The sequence below is a fragment of the Bacillus sp. AR2-1 genome (assembly GCF_008368755.1).
GTDB lineage: Bacteria > Bacillota > Bacilli > Bacillales > Bacillaceae_G > Bacillus_A > Bacillus_A wiedmannii.
Genome location: NZ_QORY01000040.1, coordinates 36800 through 53448, shown reverse-complemented (window position 1 = coordinate 53448; position 16649 = coordinate 36800). Strand labels below are relative to the sequence as shown.

19 protein-coding genes and 1 riboswitch are annotated in these 16649 nt (G+C 35.2%); of the genes, 10 read left to right on the top strand and 9 right to left on the bottom strand.

Annotated elements, in window-relative coordinates; genetic code table 11:
* Positions 1-843: 843 nt before the first annotated feature.
* The 4 genes from DT250_RS30095 to DT250_RS30080 form a co-directional block, all read right to left on the bottom strand.
* Complete coding sequence (locus DT250_RS30095; protein WP_149214268.1) at positions 844-1200, bottom strand: YxeA family protein; 357 nt, start codon at positions 1198-1200, stop codon at positions 844-846.
* Between the two features lie 138 nt (positions 1201-1338).
* Entirely contained in the window at positions 1339-2175 is an 837-nt protein-coding gene (locus DT250_RS30090; protein WP_000248044.1) for a YitT family protein, read from the bottom strand.
* A 117-nt stretch (positions 2176-2292) separates the two neighbouring features.
* On the bottom strand, positions 2293-2622 hold the full coding sequence (locus tag DT250_RS30085; protein WP_060486406.1) for a PH domain-containing protein: 330 nt from the start codon (positions 2620-2622) through the stop codon (positions 2293-2295).
* 147 nt (positions 2623-2769) lie between these two features.
* Positions 2770-3747, bottom strand: a complete 978-nt coding sequence (locus DT250_RS30080) for a LacI family DNA-binding transcriptional regulator (RefSeq protein WP_149214267.1) — start codon at positions 3745-3747, stop codon at positions 2770-2772.
* Positions 3748-4052: 305 nt separating this feature from the next.
* On the opposite strand from DT250_RS30080, the gene DT250_RS30075 reads away from it, so the two are divergent.
* A complete protein-coding gene (locus DT250_RS30075) occupies positions 4053-4148 on the top strand; it encodes a DUF3948 family protein (RefSeq protein ID WP_001060007.1) in 96 nt (31 codons plus the stop codon).
* Positions 4149-4221: 73 nt separating this feature from the next.
* Here the strand turns inward: DT250_RS30075 and DT250_RS30070 are convergent, their stop codons facing one another.
* Positions 4222-4827 (bottom strand): lysophospholipid acyltransferase family protein, encoded by a 606-nt coding sequence (locus DT250_RS30070; RefSeq protein ID WP_000277788.1) that lies wholly within the window; start codon positions 4825-4827, stop codon positions 4222-4224.
* A 336-nt stretch (positions 4828-5163) separates the two neighbouring features.
* On the opposite strand from DT250_RS30070, the gene DT250_RS30065 reads away from it, so the two are divergent.
* Positions 5164-5259 (top strand): DUF3948 family protein, encoded by a 96-nt coding sequence (locus DT250_RS30065; RefSeq protein ID WP_001060007.1) that lies wholly within the window; start codon positions 5164-5166, stop codon positions 5257-5259.
* Between the two features lie 60 nt (positions 5260-5319).
* Here the strand turns inward: DT250_RS30065 and DT250_RS30060 are convergent, their stop codons facing one another.
* On the bottom strand, positions 5320-5460 hold the full coding sequence (locus DT250_RS30060) for a YrzO family protein (protein WP_000894064.1): 141 nt from the start codon (positions 5458-5460) through the stop codon (positions 5320-5322).
* Between the two features lie 21 nt (positions 5461-5481).
* Complete coding sequence (locus DT250_RS30055) at positions 5482-6450, bottom strand: DMT family transporter (RefSeq protein WP_142954002.1); 969 nt, start codon at positions 6448-6450, stop codon at positions 5482-5484.
* A 127-nt stretch (positions 6451-6577) separates the two neighbouring features.
* Here DT250_RS30055 and DT250_RS30050 point away from each other — a divergent pair, with 127 nt between their 5' ends.
* Together DT250_RS30050 and DT250_RS30045 are read left to right on the top strand one after the other, a co-directional pair.
* Positions 6578-7444 carry a LysR family transcriptional regulator gene (locus DT250_RS30050; protein ID WP_048542928.1) on the top strand — a complete coding sequence of 289 codons (867 nt, stop codon included), beginning with the start codon at positions 6578-6580 and terminating at the stop codon, positions 7442-7444.
* Between the two features lie 255 nt (positions 7445-7699).
* Complete coding sequence (locus DT250_RS30045; RefSeq protein ID WP_001060018.1) at positions 7700-7801, top strand: DUF3948 family protein; 102 nt, start codon at positions 7700-7702, stop codon at positions 7799-7801.
* A gap of 218 nt (positions 7802-8019) precedes the next feature.
* Here DT250_RS30045 and DT250_RS30040 read toward each other — a convergent pair whose 3' ends face one another.
* On the bottom strand, positions 8020-8967 hold the full coding sequence (locus tag DT250_RS30040) for a helix-turn-helix transcriptional regulator (RefSeq protein WP_087984958.1): 948 nt from the start codon (positions 8965-8967) through the stop codon (positions 8020-8022).
* A 143-nt stretch (positions 8968-9110) separates the two neighbouring features.
* Between DT250_RS30040 and modA the strand changes: the two genes are divergently transcribed.
* The 3 genes from modA to DT250_RS30025 all read left to right on the top strand — a co-directional run bounded on the left by modA (position 9111) and on the right by DT250_RS30025 (position 11749).
* Positions 9111-9917, top strand: a complete 807-nt coding sequence (modA, locus tag DT250_RS30035) for a molybdate ABC transporter substrate-binding protein (protein WP_149214266.1) — start codon at positions 9111-9113, stop codon at positions 9915-9917.
* A gap of 5 nt (positions 9918-9922) precedes the next feature.
* Positions 9923-10597: a molybdate ABC transporter permease subunit gene (gene modB, locus DT250_RS30030; RefSeq protein WP_149214265.1), complete on the top strand. Its 675-nt coding sequence runs from the start codon at positions 9923-9925 to the stop codon at positions 10595-10597.
* A 300-nt stretch (positions 10598-10897) separates the two neighbouring features.
* Entirely contained in the window at positions 10898-11749 is an 852-nt protein-coding gene (locus tag DT250_RS30025; protein WP_000353549.1) for a GRP family sugar transporter, read from the top strand.
* Between the two features lie 238 nt (positions 11750-11987).
* Here DT250_RS30025 and pnuC read toward each other — a convergent pair whose 3' ends face one another.
* Positions 11988-12620 (bottom strand): nicotinamide riboside transporter PnuC, encoded by a 633-nt coding sequence (pnuC, locus tag DT250_RS30020; RefSeq protein WP_098856583.1) that lies wholly within the window; start codon positions 12618-12620, stop codon positions 11988-11990.
* A 187-nt stretch (positions 12621-12807) separates the two neighbouring features.
* Here pnuC and proC point away from each other — a divergent pair, with 187 nt between their 5' ends.
* The 3 genes from proC (at position 12808) to DT250_RS30005 (ending at position 16477) form a co-directional block, all read left to right on the top strand.
* Positions 12808-13611 (top strand): pyrroline-5-carboxylate reductase, encoded by an 804-nt coding sequence (gene proC / locus DT250_RS30015; protein WP_149214264.1) that lies wholly within the window; start codon positions 12808-12810, stop codon positions 13609-13611.
* Between the two features lies 1 nt (position 13612).
* A complete protein-coding gene (locus tag DT250_RS30010) occupies positions 13613-14446 on the top strand; it encodes an aldo/keto reductase (RefSeq protein WP_088609475.1) in 834 nt (277 codons plus the stop codon).
* Positions 14447-14599: 153 nt separating this feature from the next.
* A riboswitch (SAM riboswitch) is annotated at positions 14600-14704 on the top strand.
* 132 nt (positions 14705-14836) lie between these two features.
* Positions 14837-16477, top strand: coding sequence for a peptide ABC transporter substrate-binding protein (locus DT250_RS30005; RefSeq protein WP_149214263.1), 1641 nt, complete (start codon positions 14837-14839; stop codon positions 16475-16477).
* The last annotated feature ends 172 nt before the right edge of the window (positions 16478-16649 follow it).

The window sequence follows — 16649 nt, the reverse complement described above, 5'->3', positions numbered from 1 at the left end:
ATTCCCCCATAAAAAAAACAAGAAAGGATCTCCCTTCTTGTTTTATCATCTATATTATTTAACAATTAAGTTTGTTATGATATCAAATAATCCAATACATACTACGGCAACAGTAAAGTAGCTACAGAAATCTTTAATTGGAAACTTCACTACTTCTTCTTTACGCATCCCAGTTTTCTCCCTTCTTACTATATCCCTAATTATTTTATCTATTTGTATCTATTATGCAAAAAATATGACAAATTTACTATCGAATTAACTTACGTAAACCTTACAATGTTGTAAGGTTTATAAAAAGAGCCTCATCTAAATACAGATGAGGGCTATTAAAAAGTAGTTGGTTTTTCATTCTTCATTAATATTACAAACAGAAAGTAATACAGTGAGACTTTCTAATTACACTATATGAAATGCACTATCTTTTAACCATCGAATTACATTACAGAAGACTTACATGTTTGTAAGCTATGTGTAATGTAATTCGATAGTTTCTCTTACCTATATCTCGTACACTAAAGTTAGAAAGCAAGCCAAATAAGAAGAACACTCACATAACCAAATTACATTGCTAGTAGCTACTCTTCTTATACCTTTCACTCATGCTACTACAATGTACCCCCTTCCCCTTTATATAACAAAAAGAGCCCTAGTCCATATGGACTAGGGCTCTTTCATGAACCCAAAAATACCCCTACCTAGTATTTGCTACTACAATGTACCCCCTTCCCCTTTATATAACAAAAAGAGCCCTAGTCCATATGGACTAGGGCTCTTTCATGAACCCAAAAATACCCCTACCTAGTATTTTTATTTTCGACAAAAAATAGGTGGGGGTATAATCTGCTATCTCATCGTTAAAAGTTTACTCTTCGCATTAATAGGAATATTTACAGCTTCAATTTCTTCAATCGCCTCTCCGTAGCGTCCTTTTGCATACACCTTTAACGCTTCATCCCTCTTTAACATATACTTAACAGTCTTCTTTATTTTTTGTTCTCTTCCACGTTCGTCAAATGCAATAAATTCATATTCATACCACTCATCACCAATATGCTGGCCAATTGTATTCACGACCGTATAGTATTCTTTCGTCTTATAAAGTGGATTATATTTATCGATAACTGGTCCAAGTTTCGTAGGCAGTAACATTACTACTATCACTATCATCGCTATTATAGTAGTGATCATTTTTTTCTTCATAATCAATCTTCCTCCTCTGCAGGATATATATACATCCATTTTAAAAAGAAGGAATAAAATCTACTATTGAATCTCATTACATTACACTTACATTATTGTAAGAATTAAAAAAGGTGAACGAATTTACTCGTTCACCTTTTAGCTCGCTTTAAAGCCACCGCCAAGTACATCGCGTACATCATGAATAACAACGAAAGCATCTTCATCTACTCGACTAATAACCTGCTTTAACTTAACAAGCTCTTGTTTATTTATAACAACATATAACACTTCTTTATTTTTACCAGTATATCCGCCGCGTCCTTCTAATACAGTGACACCGCGTGTCATGTTTTTCGTAATAGTTTCACGGATTAAATCCGGTTGATTTGAAATGATTGTAACAGCTGTTTTTGTATCCATTCCTTCTACAATGAAATCAATCACTTTCGCTCCGATGAATACTGCAACAAGTGTGTACATTGCTTTTTCTTGCCCTATTATAAATACAGAACCAGCAATTACCACAATATCAATAATAAGTACGCCTTTACCAACGCTCCACCCTAAATATTGATTGGCTAACCGAGCTAAAATTGCCGATCCTCCTGATGTACCTCCAGCTTTGAACATACAGCCTAATCCGACACCGACAAATAAGCCAGCGAATAGGGCTGCTAATAACGTATCACTATTTACATGATACTCAATATGTTCCGTAACATATAAAAACAAGGATGTTTCTACAATCCCTAAAATTGTATAAACCATCGTTTTCTTATCAAAAAATTTATAACCAATAGCTAGTAAAATTGCATTTATAGCAAAGTTTACAATCCCCGGTGACCAATCAAATAAATAGTACGTAACAACCGTTAAACCAATAATTCCACCCTCTGATAAACGGTTTGGAATTGCAAAGTAATTAATACCAATTGCGAATAATAATGAACCAATTGTAATTAGTGTTATTTCCTTTATACGTTGATTAACCATAGTTCATACCTCCCCCCATTTGACATTGTATCACTATCTCCTAGAGGTTTAGAAGTTGTTTTTATTGCGCATTTTTACTCTTACAGATCGGGATATTATGTTTAAACAAAGGGGTGATTAATTATTCATATTCGCTCTAACTGTACGGACAAATCGCTCCACATTCCCCTTCTGAATATACTTAGCTCGAATGGTTTCATGATTACAAGTACATTCGAAATGCGGACGAAAATCTATGCTATCTATATGCAAATATGAATAATCTTTAAATGTTGCAGGATAGTATGGAAATTTCCCATAAAAGAGAAGACGTCTAGTAGTAGCAGCAAAAATCCCTTGTTGATACGATAGCGTAAAATTATCCTTCTCAAATATCCCTACGACAAAAGCCAAAATCTTTTCATCATCCTCTATATGCTTTTTCATACTCAATAAAAGTTCATTCATGCATATCCCTCCAAATACTATTCTTGAAAAGAATCCATGGATTATTACAGACCGGTGTAACTCCTTTATAAAGTATGAAACGCGTTTCCTGTCAAAGATATTTCAAAAAAATAATCCGTTATGCAATTTACACATAACGGATTAAAACTAAACAGTAGAGCGTTCCACAAGTTCGTATGGAATTTCCACCTTTTCTTGTTTAGAACCCTCACCACTTATTTGCCTATAAAACATTTCAAAAGCCTTTTTACCTATCTCCTTTAAATTTTGATCAATGGTTGTAAGTTGTAACACTTGCGAAATAGGTTGATTATCAAAGCCAATAATCGCTAAATCCTCAGGAACTTGAATACCTAATTTTTCAGCTTCTGTCATAACCCCAATCGCAACTTCATCTCCTGCTACTATTAATGCTTCGGGAAGATGCTGCATCCCCTTTAATTTATGAGCCACTTTCACACCATCTTCTAATGTAAAACATTCTGTAAAAATCCATTCTTCATTCACTTCTTCATCTATAGATTGCAATTGCTGTTTATAAACATCAAAACGCTTTTGACTACTCGGACCTAATTTCCTCCCCGTACAATAACCAATTTTTTTATAACTTTTCTCAATCAAATAATCCATTCCTAATTGAAAAGCTGCCGAATGATTCGTATATACACTTGAGATATTTGAAATATCATTATCTTCACAAGCAACGATTGTCCCATAGGAAGCATACGGCTCTATCGTTTCCCAATCATTCGCACGAGAACAAATAATAAGGCCATCCAATTGTTTTGTTTTTAACATATGTAAACTTTTCATTTCTTCTTTTTTATTATAATTCGTTTGGCAAAGTAGCACTCTGTAATTATGAGCTAACGCCACCTCCATCATCCCGCCCACCATCGCATCAAAACATGGATGATTAATATACGGTAAAATTACACCAACAATATTCGTTTTCCCTTTTGATAAATGAACGGCATTTGCGTTTTGTGAGTAATTCAACTTCTCAACTATCTCCATAACCGCTTTCCTTTTTTCTTCACTTACATATGGGTGATCATTCAACACTCTCGAAACAGTTGTAACTGAAACTCCCGCCATCTTTGCAATATCTTTAATATTGGCCATACACTCACCTCTACTTTTAACTTAATGAATTCCACGAACATATGTCAAACTTTCTCATCATTACACCTTCATTCGTTTTTCTTACAAAAGTGTAATTTTCCTGTAAGCTAATTCGATAGTTACTCTCCTCAATATTTCATACAATTAAGTCAGAAACAGGACAACAACTATTCGAAAGGGAGCGGATTCATATGATGAACAAAATGAAATCAAACAATTTTTTAAATGCAATGGGCATGGTATTTTCCGCTCTAATCGATGCTAAAGCTGTTGCTTCTACATTAAACAAGTAAGGAGAATGCATCATGAATAACATCACTTTTAACAAATTAGATTTTTTAGGACTAGCTAGTGGCTCTCTTCTTCTTACTGCTTTTATTTACGCCGCTACGCTTGTATAACTTTTGTGTCCCCTTTCCCCTTTATTATAAATAGTAATAGAAAAGACGACCGTCTATGCCCGGTCGTCTTTTCTTACTTTTGATTTGATTGCAAAGTTTCCTTTAGCTCATCAAACTTCTCATTTAATTGATCTGTCATCATTTTCATAGCTGTCTTTCGATCTATTTGTTCTTCAGCATCAATTTGAATTGGGTCGCCAAAAATTAATTGTGCCTTTTTCCCTTTTATTAATTCTTTTACACTTGATGGACCAACATAAGCTGCCGGTACTAACGGGACATTAGAACGCAATGCAATCGTAACAGCCCCAGCTTTTAATGAAACGTCTTCTGTTGATCGTGTCCCACTCGGAAAAATCCCTACTACTTTCCCTTCTTTTAATAGGCGTGACGGAATTTTGAGTGTACTCGGTCCTGGATTCGCACGATCTACAGGGAATGCATTCACATTTTTAAAGAACCAATTTTTGAACTTCCCTTCAAATAACTCTTTTTTTGCCATGTAATGAATTTGGGTCGGGTACATCCCTGTGGCTAACATTAATACATCCATAAAACTTGTATGTGTACATGCAACAACATATGGGCCACCTTCTGGTAACTTTTCTCTTCCTTGCACTTCTACTTTCCCAGCTGTTTTAAATATATATTTCAACAAAAATGTAATTGGTTTATACATTTGTTTCGTTCCTTTCTGAATATCCGAATTATAATCATTTTCTTATAACGATTATAACACTAAGTTTTAGGAGTTGGTAATAATTTTAAGTATTAATTGTTACATTTCAATTCTTACAAAAGTGTAATTTTCTTGTAAGCTAATTCGATAGTTACTTCCCCAAATATTTCATACAATTAAGTCAGAAAGAAACAACAACTATTCGAAAAGGAGCGGATTCATATGATGAACAAAATGAAATCAAACAATTTTTCAGATACAGTGGGCATGGTATTTTCCGCTCTAATCGATGCAAAATCTGTTGCTTCTACATTAAACAAGTAAGGAGAATGCATCATGAATAACATCACTTTTAACAAATTAGATTTTTTAGGATTAGCTAGTGGCTCTCTTCTTCTTACTGCTTTTATTTACGCTGCTACGCTTGTATAACTTTGTGTCCCCTTTCCCCTTTATATAGAAAAAGACGACCGTCTATGCCCGGTCGTCTTTTTACATTTTTCTTTCTTTCAATTCTTTTAAAAGCTGTATCAGCTCAGCTTGTTGTTTTATCTTTTTACGACCATTTCGGTTAATTGCTGCAAGCTCGCAGGCAACTCCGACGGCGAAGAAAAACAATAAACTTTCTAACATGTGAAATCCTCCAATTGCCTATTAAACAGCTTGACGTAATTGCTCTTCTTGTAAACTTCGCTTGTTTATATTTTCTTCTTTTCTCTGACAAACGTTATTGCGAATAAGTGCTGCAATAACAAGTAAAGTCCCTATAATATCAAACATTGTTATTCGATATCCTTGCATCATCATAATAACTAAAGTCGTGATTGGTACAAAATTAATAAATAAAATCCCATTAATGGACGATAAAATTTTCACACCATAGTTCCAAGCAAGTAACGCTACGATACCTGGTAATGTCATCATAAACAATAAATCATATTTCACGATAGAAATCGTTCCCATATTCGGAACCGATACGTATCCAAACGATGTAATGATTACAGTTATAATCCCTGTGACAGTCGTACCGAATACACACGTCAACGTAGAATAACGTAATGTTGACCAATCGCTACACGTTTGACCACCCATCGTATAAATAACCCAACCTACAACCCCAACAAATATAAAGGCCAGCGAAAACATGTTATCTTTCAATGTTAAAAAGAAACTCATATCACCTTTCGTAATAACGAATACAGCCCCTACAAAAGCGATAATCATGCTCGTTATCATATACTTTTTCGGTTTTACATGCTTATATCCCCATAGAATACAAATAGAAATCATCGGCATCAGTGCTTCCATAATGGAGGCTACCATCACACCTGATTTTCCCATTAACATTTGACCTAAAAATATAAGTACATTATATACAGTAAACGCCATCGTTCCGAAAAAGACGAGTAACTTTCCTCTTCCCTCTAAACGAAATGCCTGTTTTCCTTCTTTCATTAACAACAATACAATCAGTACGATCGCCACTGCTCCATAGCGAATAAGCGAAAAATAAAATGGATCTATGTATTCTAGCGCATGATCAGCAACCGGAAACATTGCTCCCCACGACATACTTGCAATTAAACATGCTAAAGCCCCTATTATCATTTGACCTTTTTTCACCACAATCCCCCACTTCTTTCTATTTGCACAAAGAGAATTGTAAAAGAAAAAATATATCACGTAAAATGATTCAAAATGATGTTAACTATCATTTATAATGATAGTTAACATCAAGGAGGATCACATTATGGAATTAAGAGATTTACAAATCTTCCAGAACGTTGCCGACAAAGGTAGTGTAAGCGGCGCAGCAAAGGAATTAAATTACGTACAATCAAATGTAACTGCACGTATTAAACAACTAGAGAACGAACTAAAAACACCGCTCTTTTATCGTCATAAACGAGGCATGACTTTAACAGCTGAAGGAAGAAAAATGCTCGTTTATGTTAATAAAATTTTGCAAGATGTTGACGAGCTAAAACAAGTATTTTTAGATAGTGAAACTCCCTCTGGCATATTAAAAATCGGTACAGTCGAAACAGTAAGTACATTACCTACCATTTTATCTTCTTACTATAAACGCTATCCGAATGTCGATTTATCATTACAAGCGGGTCTAACAGAAGCATTGATTAGAGAAGTACTTGATCATCAATTAGATGGTGCCTTTATATCAGGGCCTATTAAACACCCACTAATTGAACAATACGATGTTAGTACAGAAAAATTAATGCTTGTAACACAAAATAAAGCTTTTCATATAGAAGAATTTACAACAACGCCCCTACTCGTTTTTAACCAAGGATGTGGATACCGTTCCAAACTAGAACGATGGCTTAAAGATGAAGGTTTGCTCCCAAAAAGAATTATGGAATTTAATATATTAGAAACGATATTAAACAGTGTTGCACTCGGCCTTGGAATTACACTCGTACCACAGTCTGCTGTCCACCATCTTTCTAAAGCTGGTAAAGTACATTGTCATGCAATCCCTGAAAAATATGGTAGTATTTCAACGGTTTTCATACGCCGTAAAGATAGTTATATGACGAATTCAATGCGTAGCTTTTTAAAAACAATTGAAGAGCATCATCATATCAATATGCTTTAAAAGACATTCTTACATGAATGTCTTTTTTTCTTACAAAAATGTAAGTCTCCCGTAAGCTAATTCGATAGTTGCAGGCGATCATATTTCCTATAATTAAGGCATAAAGCAGGGCAACAACAATTCGAAAAGGAGCGGATACGCATGATGAACAAAATGAAATCAAACAAATTTTTAAATACAATGGGCATGGTGCTATCCGCACTTGTCGATGCAAAAGCTGTTGCAACTACATTAAATAAATAAGGAGAGATTATAATGAACAACATTACATTTAACAAATCAGACTTTATCGGACTTGCAAGTGGAGCGACTCTTCTTACAGCCTTCATTTACACACTTGCTCAAGGTCTTGTTTAATACTTTGTTTCCCCAAACCCCTTTATATATAGAAAAGGCTGCTCGTCTTATAGACAAGCAGCTTTTTAGTTTGTCCCGCTTTAATGGGCAGTAAGACCCCCACCTCAAAATTCAGCGAAAGCAAAGAATTTAGGTGGGGGTCGGGCCGCCCATTAAAGTCCGATTGGTGAGGGCTGATAATCAGTGGGGGATGAAGAAAACCCCCACTGATTAAAGTTTCACTTTATTTCATATATAACTTGACCTGTTTTCGTCATATCGTATCCGCCAATCGCTTTTAATTCATTATGAAATTCTTCCGATTGCAGAATATCTTTCACGACTTCGATCAGCTCTTCATTTTCTTTATTCTTCAAAATCACTAAATCATACTGTTCTTTCATGATTGGAATAAAGTCTACATTTACAATCTGTGAAAACTTTTCTGAACCTACTCCTACGTCAGCTTTTCCATTTGCGACTTGCGTGGCAACACCAAGATGATTCGACTCTTCCCATTCATATCCACTAATACGCTCTTTATTTAATTTTTGAATGCGCAATTGTTCATCCACTAACACCCTAATGCCAGAACCTTTTTCTCGATTTACAAATCGTATAGATGATTGAGATAAATCAGCCCATGTTTTTATATTTTTCGGATTTCCCTTTTGCACATAAAACCCAACGTTCCTTGCTAATAAATTAATCATCGTACATGGTTGACCCACTAAAATACGTTTTACATACGGAACATTATATGTACCTGTTTCTCCATCAAACAAATGTAAGCTAACGATATTTCCTTCTCCTTGATACATTTTTACTAAACTCGTTAAACTACCTTGATATGCCCTTAATATGTTTGAACTTGGCAGGCGATTTTCTATACGTTTTGCCAACATATCTAACGTTAGTTCTTGTCCGCTAATAATACATGTATCCAAGCCCCTACTATCTTCGCTCTTTACAGGAGTACCTTGTATTTTCCCTGTTTTCATTTGCTTTATATATTGTTCTAAATCTGTTGCATCAATGCGCATCTGTCTACCAATTCTATAAGAAGGAAGTTCTCCTTTTTTAATTAGATCGTATACAGTTAATTTTGATACCTTTAATCGCTTCGCTACTTCTTCCGTTGTGTAGGAATGATGATCCATAGACGATTCCTCACTTTCTTCCTTCATTGTAACAAAGAAAAGAATATTTCTCCTATATTAAAAAACAACTATATCGTTCAAATTATATTCAATTATAACTAATCATATCTAGTTATAATTAGATATAATTAGATATAATTGAATATATCAAAACGAAAGGGGATTTTTTTATGAACAAGTTTACATTACGATCCATCGGAGCACTTATACTTTCTTTTCTTCTTATATTTAGTGCCGCATGTACAAGCGGCGAAAAGAAAGAGAAATCAACTGCTAAAGAAGGAAAAGCAGTAGAACTTACTATATCAGCTGCTGCAAGCTTACAAGATGCACTAAAAGAAATTGAAACAAAATATAAAGAAAAAGAACCTAATATTAAACTTTCTTTTAACTTCGGTGCTTCTGGTGCACTTCAACAACAAATTGAACAAGGCGCGCCTGCTGATTTATTCTTCTCAGCAGCCGAAGATAAATTCCAAACTCTTGTAAAAAAAGGATTCATTAATGAAAAAGAAGGGAAAAATCTTCTTGGAAATGAACTTGTTCTAGTTATCCCAAAAGATAGTTCTCTTACGAAAATTCAAGATTTAAAAGATGAAAAAATTAAGAAAATCGCACTTGGTACACCTGAATCTGTACCCGCGGGAAAATACGCAAAGGCTTCTCTCATACATGAAAATCTTTGGAATGACATTCAAAATAAAATCGTATTTACAAAAGATGTTCGCCAAGTGTTAACATATGTAGAAACAGGTAATGTCGATGCTGGTATTGTATACAAAACAGATGCTCTTATTTCAAAAAAAGTAAAGATTGGTGAGACAGCAGCAGCTACTTCGCATGAGCCAATCCACTATCCTTTAGGTGTTATAAAGGAATCTAAGCATAAGAAAGAGGCGACTTCATTTTATGAGTATTTGCAGTCAAAAGATGCACAATCTATCTTTAAGAAATATGGATTTACAGTCCTATCATAATTGCCATGAGCTTTGATGCCCTTTTGTTACCGATCTTTCTATCTTTACGAGTAGCTGCATGCGCCACCATTATCGTTACAATTTTAGGGACGATTATCGGGCGAGCGCTAGCACGCTCCTCATGGAGATATAAAATAATATTAGAAACTATTTTCTTATTACCAATGGTACTTCCACCAACTGTAATCGGCTTTTTTCTCATTATCATTTTTGGAAATAATAGTCCCATTGGAACATGGATAGAATCAATATTTCAGCAGTCCATTATGTTCACATCTACTGCTGCGATCATCGCTTCTACAGTTGTTGCATTTCCACTCATGTATCAATCAGCAAAAACGGGATTTTCTATTGCAAATATACAAATTGAAGAAAGTGCTCGCGACCTTGGTGCAAGTGAATATCAAGTTTTTCTGCACGTTACACTTCCGCTTGCATTTCCCGCCTTACTAAGCGGAATGATTTTGAGCTTTGTTCGTGCGCTCGGTGAGTTCGGTGCTACACTCATGTTTGCTGGGAACATTCCTGGTAAAACTCAAACAATCCCAACTGCAATTTACATGGCGATTGATGCGAGTAATATGCAGCTCGCTTGGACACTTGTAGTTATCACTATTAGTATGTCACTCCTATTTCTGCTATGTATTCAGCTTATTAATAAAAGAATTACTAACTCTTAAAGCAGCTTTTTTCGAAGCTGCTTCTTTATTTCTTAGGAAATAAAATATACCATCGGGAAATAACTGAATTTTACCTCTTATTAAAATATACATTTTATTTGAATTCACTTTCTAAAATAGGCAATTTCCTGTTATTATATGGAGGTGTTTCAAAAAATGAAGAAATGAAAACGCATTTATATCGTGAATTCTTCATCCTGTTTTAGCGATCGGTAATCTTCTACTCTAGTAGTGGGGCATTACCGATCGTTAGAACGATATGTAATTATATTGGTATAGAAAACCGAAGGGAGTCTTGTAATGGACATTTTATTAGCGCTTCTTCCTGCAATTGCATGGGGAAACATCTTATTAGTAAGCGTAAAAATGGGCGGTGGTGCATATAGCCAAACGGTAGGTATGACAATCGGTGCTCTATTCTTCGCAACAATTATGTATGTATTTACTCAACCAGCTTTAACAATGACAGTCTTGATTGTTGGTTTTATTTCAGGTTTATTCTGGGCTTTAGGACAAGTAAACCAATTAAAAACAGTTGAAAAACTAGGTGTTTCAACTACTGTAACGATTTCTACTGGTATGCAACTTGTTGCAACTTCTATCTTTGGGGTTATCGCTTTCCGTGAGTGGACTACTACAACAACGATTGTTCTGGGAACGATTGCAATCCTATTAATCGTAGTTGGTGTTGTATTCACATCATTAGATGACAAAGAAAATGCACAGCCACCAGGACAATTGAAAAAAGGACTTCTTACTTTAATTGTTTCTACTTTCGGTTACCTTGTATATGTAATTATTATTCGTTGGTATAATATCGATGGTTGGTCTGCTATTTTACCACAAGCAGTTGGTATGTTTGTCGGTGCGGTTGTATTGACATCTAAACATAAACCATTTAACAAATATGCAATCCGTAATGCTTTATCTGGTTTACTATGGGGAACTGGAAACTTATTCTTACTTCTTTCATTACCACGTGTCGGAGTAGCAACAAGCTTCCCATTATCTCAAACTGGAATCGTTATCTCAACATTCGGTGCGATTGTCTTCTTAGGTGAGAAGAAAACAAAACGTCAATTGATCTTTATTGCACTAGGTAGTGTTTTAATTATCGGCGGCGCTGTATTATTAGGTATGACAAAAGCATAAACTTATAATCTATTAATAAACCCCTGAAGCATATATGCTTCAGGGGTTTTTCTCTTTCAATTGTTTTCTAAATATAATTATTTACATGCCCCTGTCTTTTATCCCGCTTTAACGGGCAGTAAGACCCCCACCTCAAAATTCAGCGAAAGCAAAGAATTTAGGTGGAGGATCAACTGCCCATAAAAGTCCGATTGGTGAGGGCTGATAATCAGTGGGGGATGAAGAAAACCCCCACTGATTAAAGTTTCACTTTATAGTTGTTCTTCCACTCTAGTAAACCAGCTACACATATAAAGAGATTAATAACAGCTAATATTAGCATGACGTATAAACCTGTGGAAATATAAATCACAATGCTAACCACGTTATACAAAATCCATAAATACCAGTTTTCTAAAATTTTTCGACTTAGCATAAATTGAGCTACTAATCCTAGTACAGCATTTAAAGCATCTAAATATGGACTAGTTGATTCTAAATAACGGATTTGATAATAGCCCCAACCAATCCAAGCAACTAACATAAAGATTATATACAGAGTCCACCCTTTTACACCTAAACGAACTGTTGCTTTTACCTCTTCTCCCCCACTACGTGCAATCCAATAATACCAACCATATACATTAAATATAAATTGAAAGGCTGCCAATACTGCCATTGCATATAAACCTTGCGTAATGAAAATATACAGAAATACCGCAACCGTAATCATGCCAAACAAAAAGTTAGATACCTTTTCCCTCGCTAATAACCAAACATTAATAATCCCCATAACCGATGCGAAAATTTCAATATAACTCGATTGAATATAAAATCCAACCAATACGCAAATAATACTAGAAATAAATAAAAAAAGCGGACTTCTGACCATGATCATCTCTCCCCAGATGTATAATAAATTCCCTATCACCAGTATAAGTAATAGCTCTTTCCTTTACCATGAATTTCCTCCTTCTCGTTATCCATTCCATCTACGGTAAGTCTTTTCTTTTTACAAAATTCTCTTAAAGATGGTATCGTTTTTTATAACATATCTCCACTAGAAAGGAATAAAGGATATGCTAACTAAACATCGAATTCTATTTATTGGTGCTGGTCGTATGGCAGAAGCTATATTTTCCGGATTACTTAAAACAAGCAAAGAATACATCGAAAAAATTATCGTTTCTAACCGCAGCAACGTAGAAAAGCTAGAACAATTACAAGGACGATATAATGTGTCTATCACAACAGATTGGAAGCAGCATGTTACATCTGTTGATACGATTGTTTTAGCAATGCCGCCTTCTGCACATGAAGAATTATTAGCGGAGCTATCTCCGTTACTATCGAATCAACTTGTCGTAACGGTAGCTGCTGGCATTGGTCCATCTTATTTAGAAGCTAGACTCCCTAAGGACACGCCTGTTGCTTGGATTATGCCAAATACAGCTGCTGAAATTGGGAAGTCAATCTCCTTATATACAACAGGACAATCAGTAAACGAGATGCATCAAGAAACCTTGCAACTGCTTTTAAGAGGCATTGGTACTTCGCAACTTTGCACTGAGGAAGAAGTTCATCAGCTTACTGCAGTTACTGGAAGTGCACCAGCTTTCCTTTATTACTTTGCTGAAAGCTTGATTGAAGCAACAACAAGTTATGGCGTCGATGAAGCAACCGCAAAACACCTTGTCATTCAAATGATTTCTGGATCTGCTTCTATGCTTGAACAAACGCAAGATCCGGCTAACCTCCGCGAACAAGTAACAACGCCAGGTGGTTCCACAGCTGAAGGTCTCAAAGCTTTATATGAATATAATTTTTCAGAGGCGGTTCAAAAAGCAGTAGAAGCAACAAACAAAAAAGCTAGGGGGAAATAATATGAGTTTAACAAGTTTAAAAGACTATACTACATTACATAACGGTGTAAAAATGCCTTGGTTCGGTTTAGGTGTTTTTAAAGTAGAAGATGGTTCAGAAGTAATTGAGTCTGTAAAATCAGCAATTAAAAATGGCTACCGCAGCATCGATACTGCAGCAATCTATCAAAACGAAGAAGGCGTTGGACAAGCAATCCGTGAAGCAGGTGTTTCACGTGAAGAATTATTTATTACATCAAAAGTATGGAATAGCGATCAAGGATATGAAACAACACTTCAAGCATTTGAAACTACATTAGAAAAATTAGGTCTAGAATATTTAGATTTATATTTAGTACATTGGCCTGTAAAAGGGAAATATACTGAATCATGGAAAGCGTTAGAAAAACTTTATAAAGATGGCCGTGTTCGTGCTATCGGTGTGAGTAATTTCCACATTCACCACTTACAAGACGTATTTGAAATCGCTGAAATTAAGCCAATGGTCAATCAAGTGGAATACCACCCACGTTTAGCACAAGAAGAATTACACGCTTTCTGTAAAGAACATAACATCCAGCTTGAAGCTTGGTCACCATTAATGCAGGGACAACTACTGGATAACTCCACATTACAAGACATTGCGACAAAATATAATAAATCAACTGCACAAATTATTTTACGCTGGGATTTACAAAATGAAGTTGTAACAATCCCTAAATCTATTAAAGAACATCGCATTATTGAAAATGCAAATATATTCGATTTTGAATTAAGTGCTGATGACATGAAAGCAATTCAAGCTCTAAATGAGGATCGTCGCGTTGGTCCAGATCCAGATAACTTTAACTTCTAGTAGAAAAACCACTGCCATATGCAGTGGTTTTTCTCGTTAAATAAAACTGAAAATTTAAACTATATTTCAATTAGTTGACACTTCATCATCCAAGGTGTAAGATTTTGAATTATCAAAGAAACACAAAAATTAATAAAATTTATTCGTTTACTCATTGTATCAAGAGAGGTGGAGGGACTGGCCCTTTGAAACCTCGGCAACAGGTTCATTTTGAATACTGTGCCACTTCCTGCAAGCATTGTGCTTGAAAGATAGAATGAGGGACTTCGTTTATATACGGGTGCATAACTTGTACGTAAAAATCCCTCTTTCTCAATATGAAAAGAGGGATTTTTTATTTTTCATTTCCCTCATCAGCATCCAAACTTAATTATTTAGGAGGAAAATCAAATGAAAAAGAAGTTTGTACCCGGTATTGCATCAGTTGTAGGAGTAAGTATTTTATTAACTGGTTGCGGTAGTTATAAAAACGAAGCAAGCGGAGCAAATGCAAAAGACGAGGCGCCTAGTAAACAGGTTTTAAACTTATCTTCACCTACTGAAATACGAACAATGGATACAGCCCGTGCTACAGATACTGATTCTGGTCAAGTAATGAGAAACGTATTTGAAGGTTTGTATAATCTTGGTGAAGGTAACAAACCTGTCCCTGGCGTTGCGAAATCTCATGAAGTAAGTGGCGATAAAACGAAATACACATTCCACCTGCGAGATTCAAAATGGTCAAACGGCACTCCTGTCACAGCGAAAGATTTTGTCTTCGCTTGGCAAAGAGCTGTTGATCCAGCAACAGCCTCTGAATATGCATTTCTATTCTTTGATATTAAAAATGCAACAAAAATTAACAACAAAGAACTTCCAGCCGATCAACTTGGTGTAAAAGCAATTGATGACCATACGTTTGAGGTAGAATTAGAACGTCCTGTTCCGTACTTTATAAGCCTAACAGCATTCCCAACATTTCTACCAATTAACGAGGAATTCTTTAAAGCACAAGGTGATAAGTATGCGTTAGAAGACAATACAATTTTGTACAACGGAGCTTTTACACTAAGCGATTGGAAGCATGAGCAAAGCTTTAAATTTAAGAAAAACCCTACCTATTGGGATAAAGATACTGTCAAACTGGAAGAAATCAATTTTAACGTCGTAAAAGAAAAATCTACAGAAGTAAATTTATTCGAGTCAAAACAATTAGATCGTATCAAACTAACATCTGACTTCGTTGATAAATATAAAAAGGATGCTAACTTTAAAGAACGGCCAAACGTAGGGGTACAGTTTCTACGTATGAATCAACAAAACAAAGTACTTCAAAACGTTTCTGCACGCCAAGCAATCGATCAAACAATTGATCGAAAATCCTTTGTAAATACGTTATTAAATGACGGCTCCACACCAACCTCTAGTCTCGTGCCGAAAAACTTTGCAAAAGGACCTGACGGAACAGACTTCCGTACTGCAAACGGCGATTTAACAAAGGTTGATACAAAATCTGCTCAAGAATTATGGAAAAAGGCAAAACAAGAACTTGGGTCTGAAAAAATAACATTAGAACTATTAATAAGTGACGGTGACCTTGAAAAGAAAACTGGTGAGTTCTTAAAAGGACAATTAGAAAAGAATTTAGATGGCTTAACAGTAAATATAAAGCCGCAACCACGTAAACAACAAGTTTCACTTTTATTAAAAGGTGACTACGAAATTGGAATTGACGGCTGGAGCCCTGACTTTGCAGATCCAATTACATTCCTTGAGCTATTTACAACGAATAACCCTTACAACTTAGATCATTACTCTAATAAGGAGTTCGATGAAACAATAGCAAAAGTGAAAACAACTTTAGCCGGTGATGAAAAAGCTCGCTGGGAAGCATTACTAGCATCCGAGAAAATATTATTTAAAGACTCTGTTATCGCTCCTCTTTACCAAAAAGGCGAATCTTATTTAGAACGTTTTTATGTGAAAGGAATTGTGCAAGTAGACTTTGCAGGTCAATTAAAATTCAAATGGGCCAAAATTGAAAAATAAAGCGAAACTTTAATCAGTGGGGTTTTCTTCATCCCCCACTGATTATTAGCCCAAACCAATTGTTTTTTTAGCAAAACATATTAAAAGCAGATTCCCTAATGTGAGGAAATCTGCTTTTTTAATATATTATTCTAAGAAATTAACAATCTATTTTTATTATTGACATATAGTT

Excerpts from the sequence above, each read along its gene's own strand:
- DT250_RS30060 (WP_000894064.1), bottom strand. The coding sequence starts at position 5,460 with ATGTTAGAAAGTTTATTGTTTTTCTTCGCCGTCGGAGTTGCCTGCGAG.
- modB (WP_149214265.1), top strand. The coding sequence starts at position 9,923 with ATGAGCTTTGATGCCCTTTTGTTACCGATCTTTCTATCTTTACGAGTA.
- proC (WP_149214264.1), top strand. The coding sequence starts at position 12,808 with ATGCTAACTAAACATCGAATTCTATTTATTGGTGCTGGTCGTATGGCA.
- DT250_RS30045 (WP_001060018.1), top strand. The coding sequence starts at position 7,700 with ATGAACAACATTACATTTAACAAATCAGACTTTATCGGACTTGCAAGT.
- DT250_RS30070 (WP_000277788.1), bottom strand. The coding sequence starts at position 4,827 with ATGTATAAACCAATTACATTTTTGTTGAAATATATATTTAAAACAGCT.
- DT250_RS30085 (WP_060486406.1), bottom strand. The coding sequence starts at position 2,622 with ATGAATGAACTTTTATTGAGTATGAAAAAGCATATAGAGGATGATGAA.
- DT250_RS30095 (WP_149214268.1), bottom strand. The coding sequence starts at position 1,200 with ATGAAGAAAAAAATGATCACTACTATAATAGCGATGATAGTGATAGTA.
- DT250_RS30050 (WP_048542928.1), top strand. The coding sequence starts at position 6,578 with ATGGAATTAAGAGATTTACAAATCTTCCAGAACGTTGCCGACAAAGGT.
- DT250_RS30090 (WP_000248044.1), bottom strand. The coding sequence starts at position 2,175 with ATGGTTAATCAACGTATAAAGGAAATAACACTAATTACAATTGGTTCA.
- DT250_RS30005 (WP_149214263.1), top strand. The coding sequence starts at position 14,837 with ATGAAAAAGAAGTTTGTACCCGGTATTGCATCAGTTGTAGGAGTAAGT.
- DT250_RS30040 (WP_087984958.1), bottom strand. The coding sequence starts at position 8,967 with ATGAAGGAAGAAAGTGAGGAATCGTCTATGGATCATCATTCCTACACA.
- modA (WP_149214266.1), top strand. The coding sequence starts at position 9,111 with ATGAACAAGTTTACATTACGATCCATCGGAGCACTTATACTTTCTTTT.
- DT250_RS30065 (WP_001060007.1), top strand. The coding sequence starts at position 5,164 with ATGAATAACATCACTTTTAACAAATTAGATTTTTTAGGATTAGCTAGT.
- DT250_RS30080 (WP_149214267.1), bottom strand. The coding sequence starts at position 3,747 with ATGGCCAATATTAAAGATATTGCAAAGATGGCGGGAGTTTCAGTTACA.
- DT250_RS30025 (WP_000353549.1), top strand. The coding sequence starts at position 10,898 with ATGGACATTTTATTAGCGCTTCTTCCTGCAATTGCATGGGGAAACATC.
- pnuC (WP_098856583.1), bottom strand. The coding sequence starts at position 12,620 with ATGGTCAGAAGTCCGCTTTTTTTATTTATTTCTAGTATTATTTGCGTA.
- DT250_RS30075 (WP_001060007.1), top strand. The coding sequence starts at position 4,053 with ATGAATAACATCACTTTTAACAAATTAGATTTTTTAGGACTAGCTAGT.
- DT250_RS30010 (WP_088609475.1), top strand. The coding sequence starts at position 13,613 with ATGAGTTTAACAAGTTTAAAAGACTATACTACATTACATAACGGTGTA.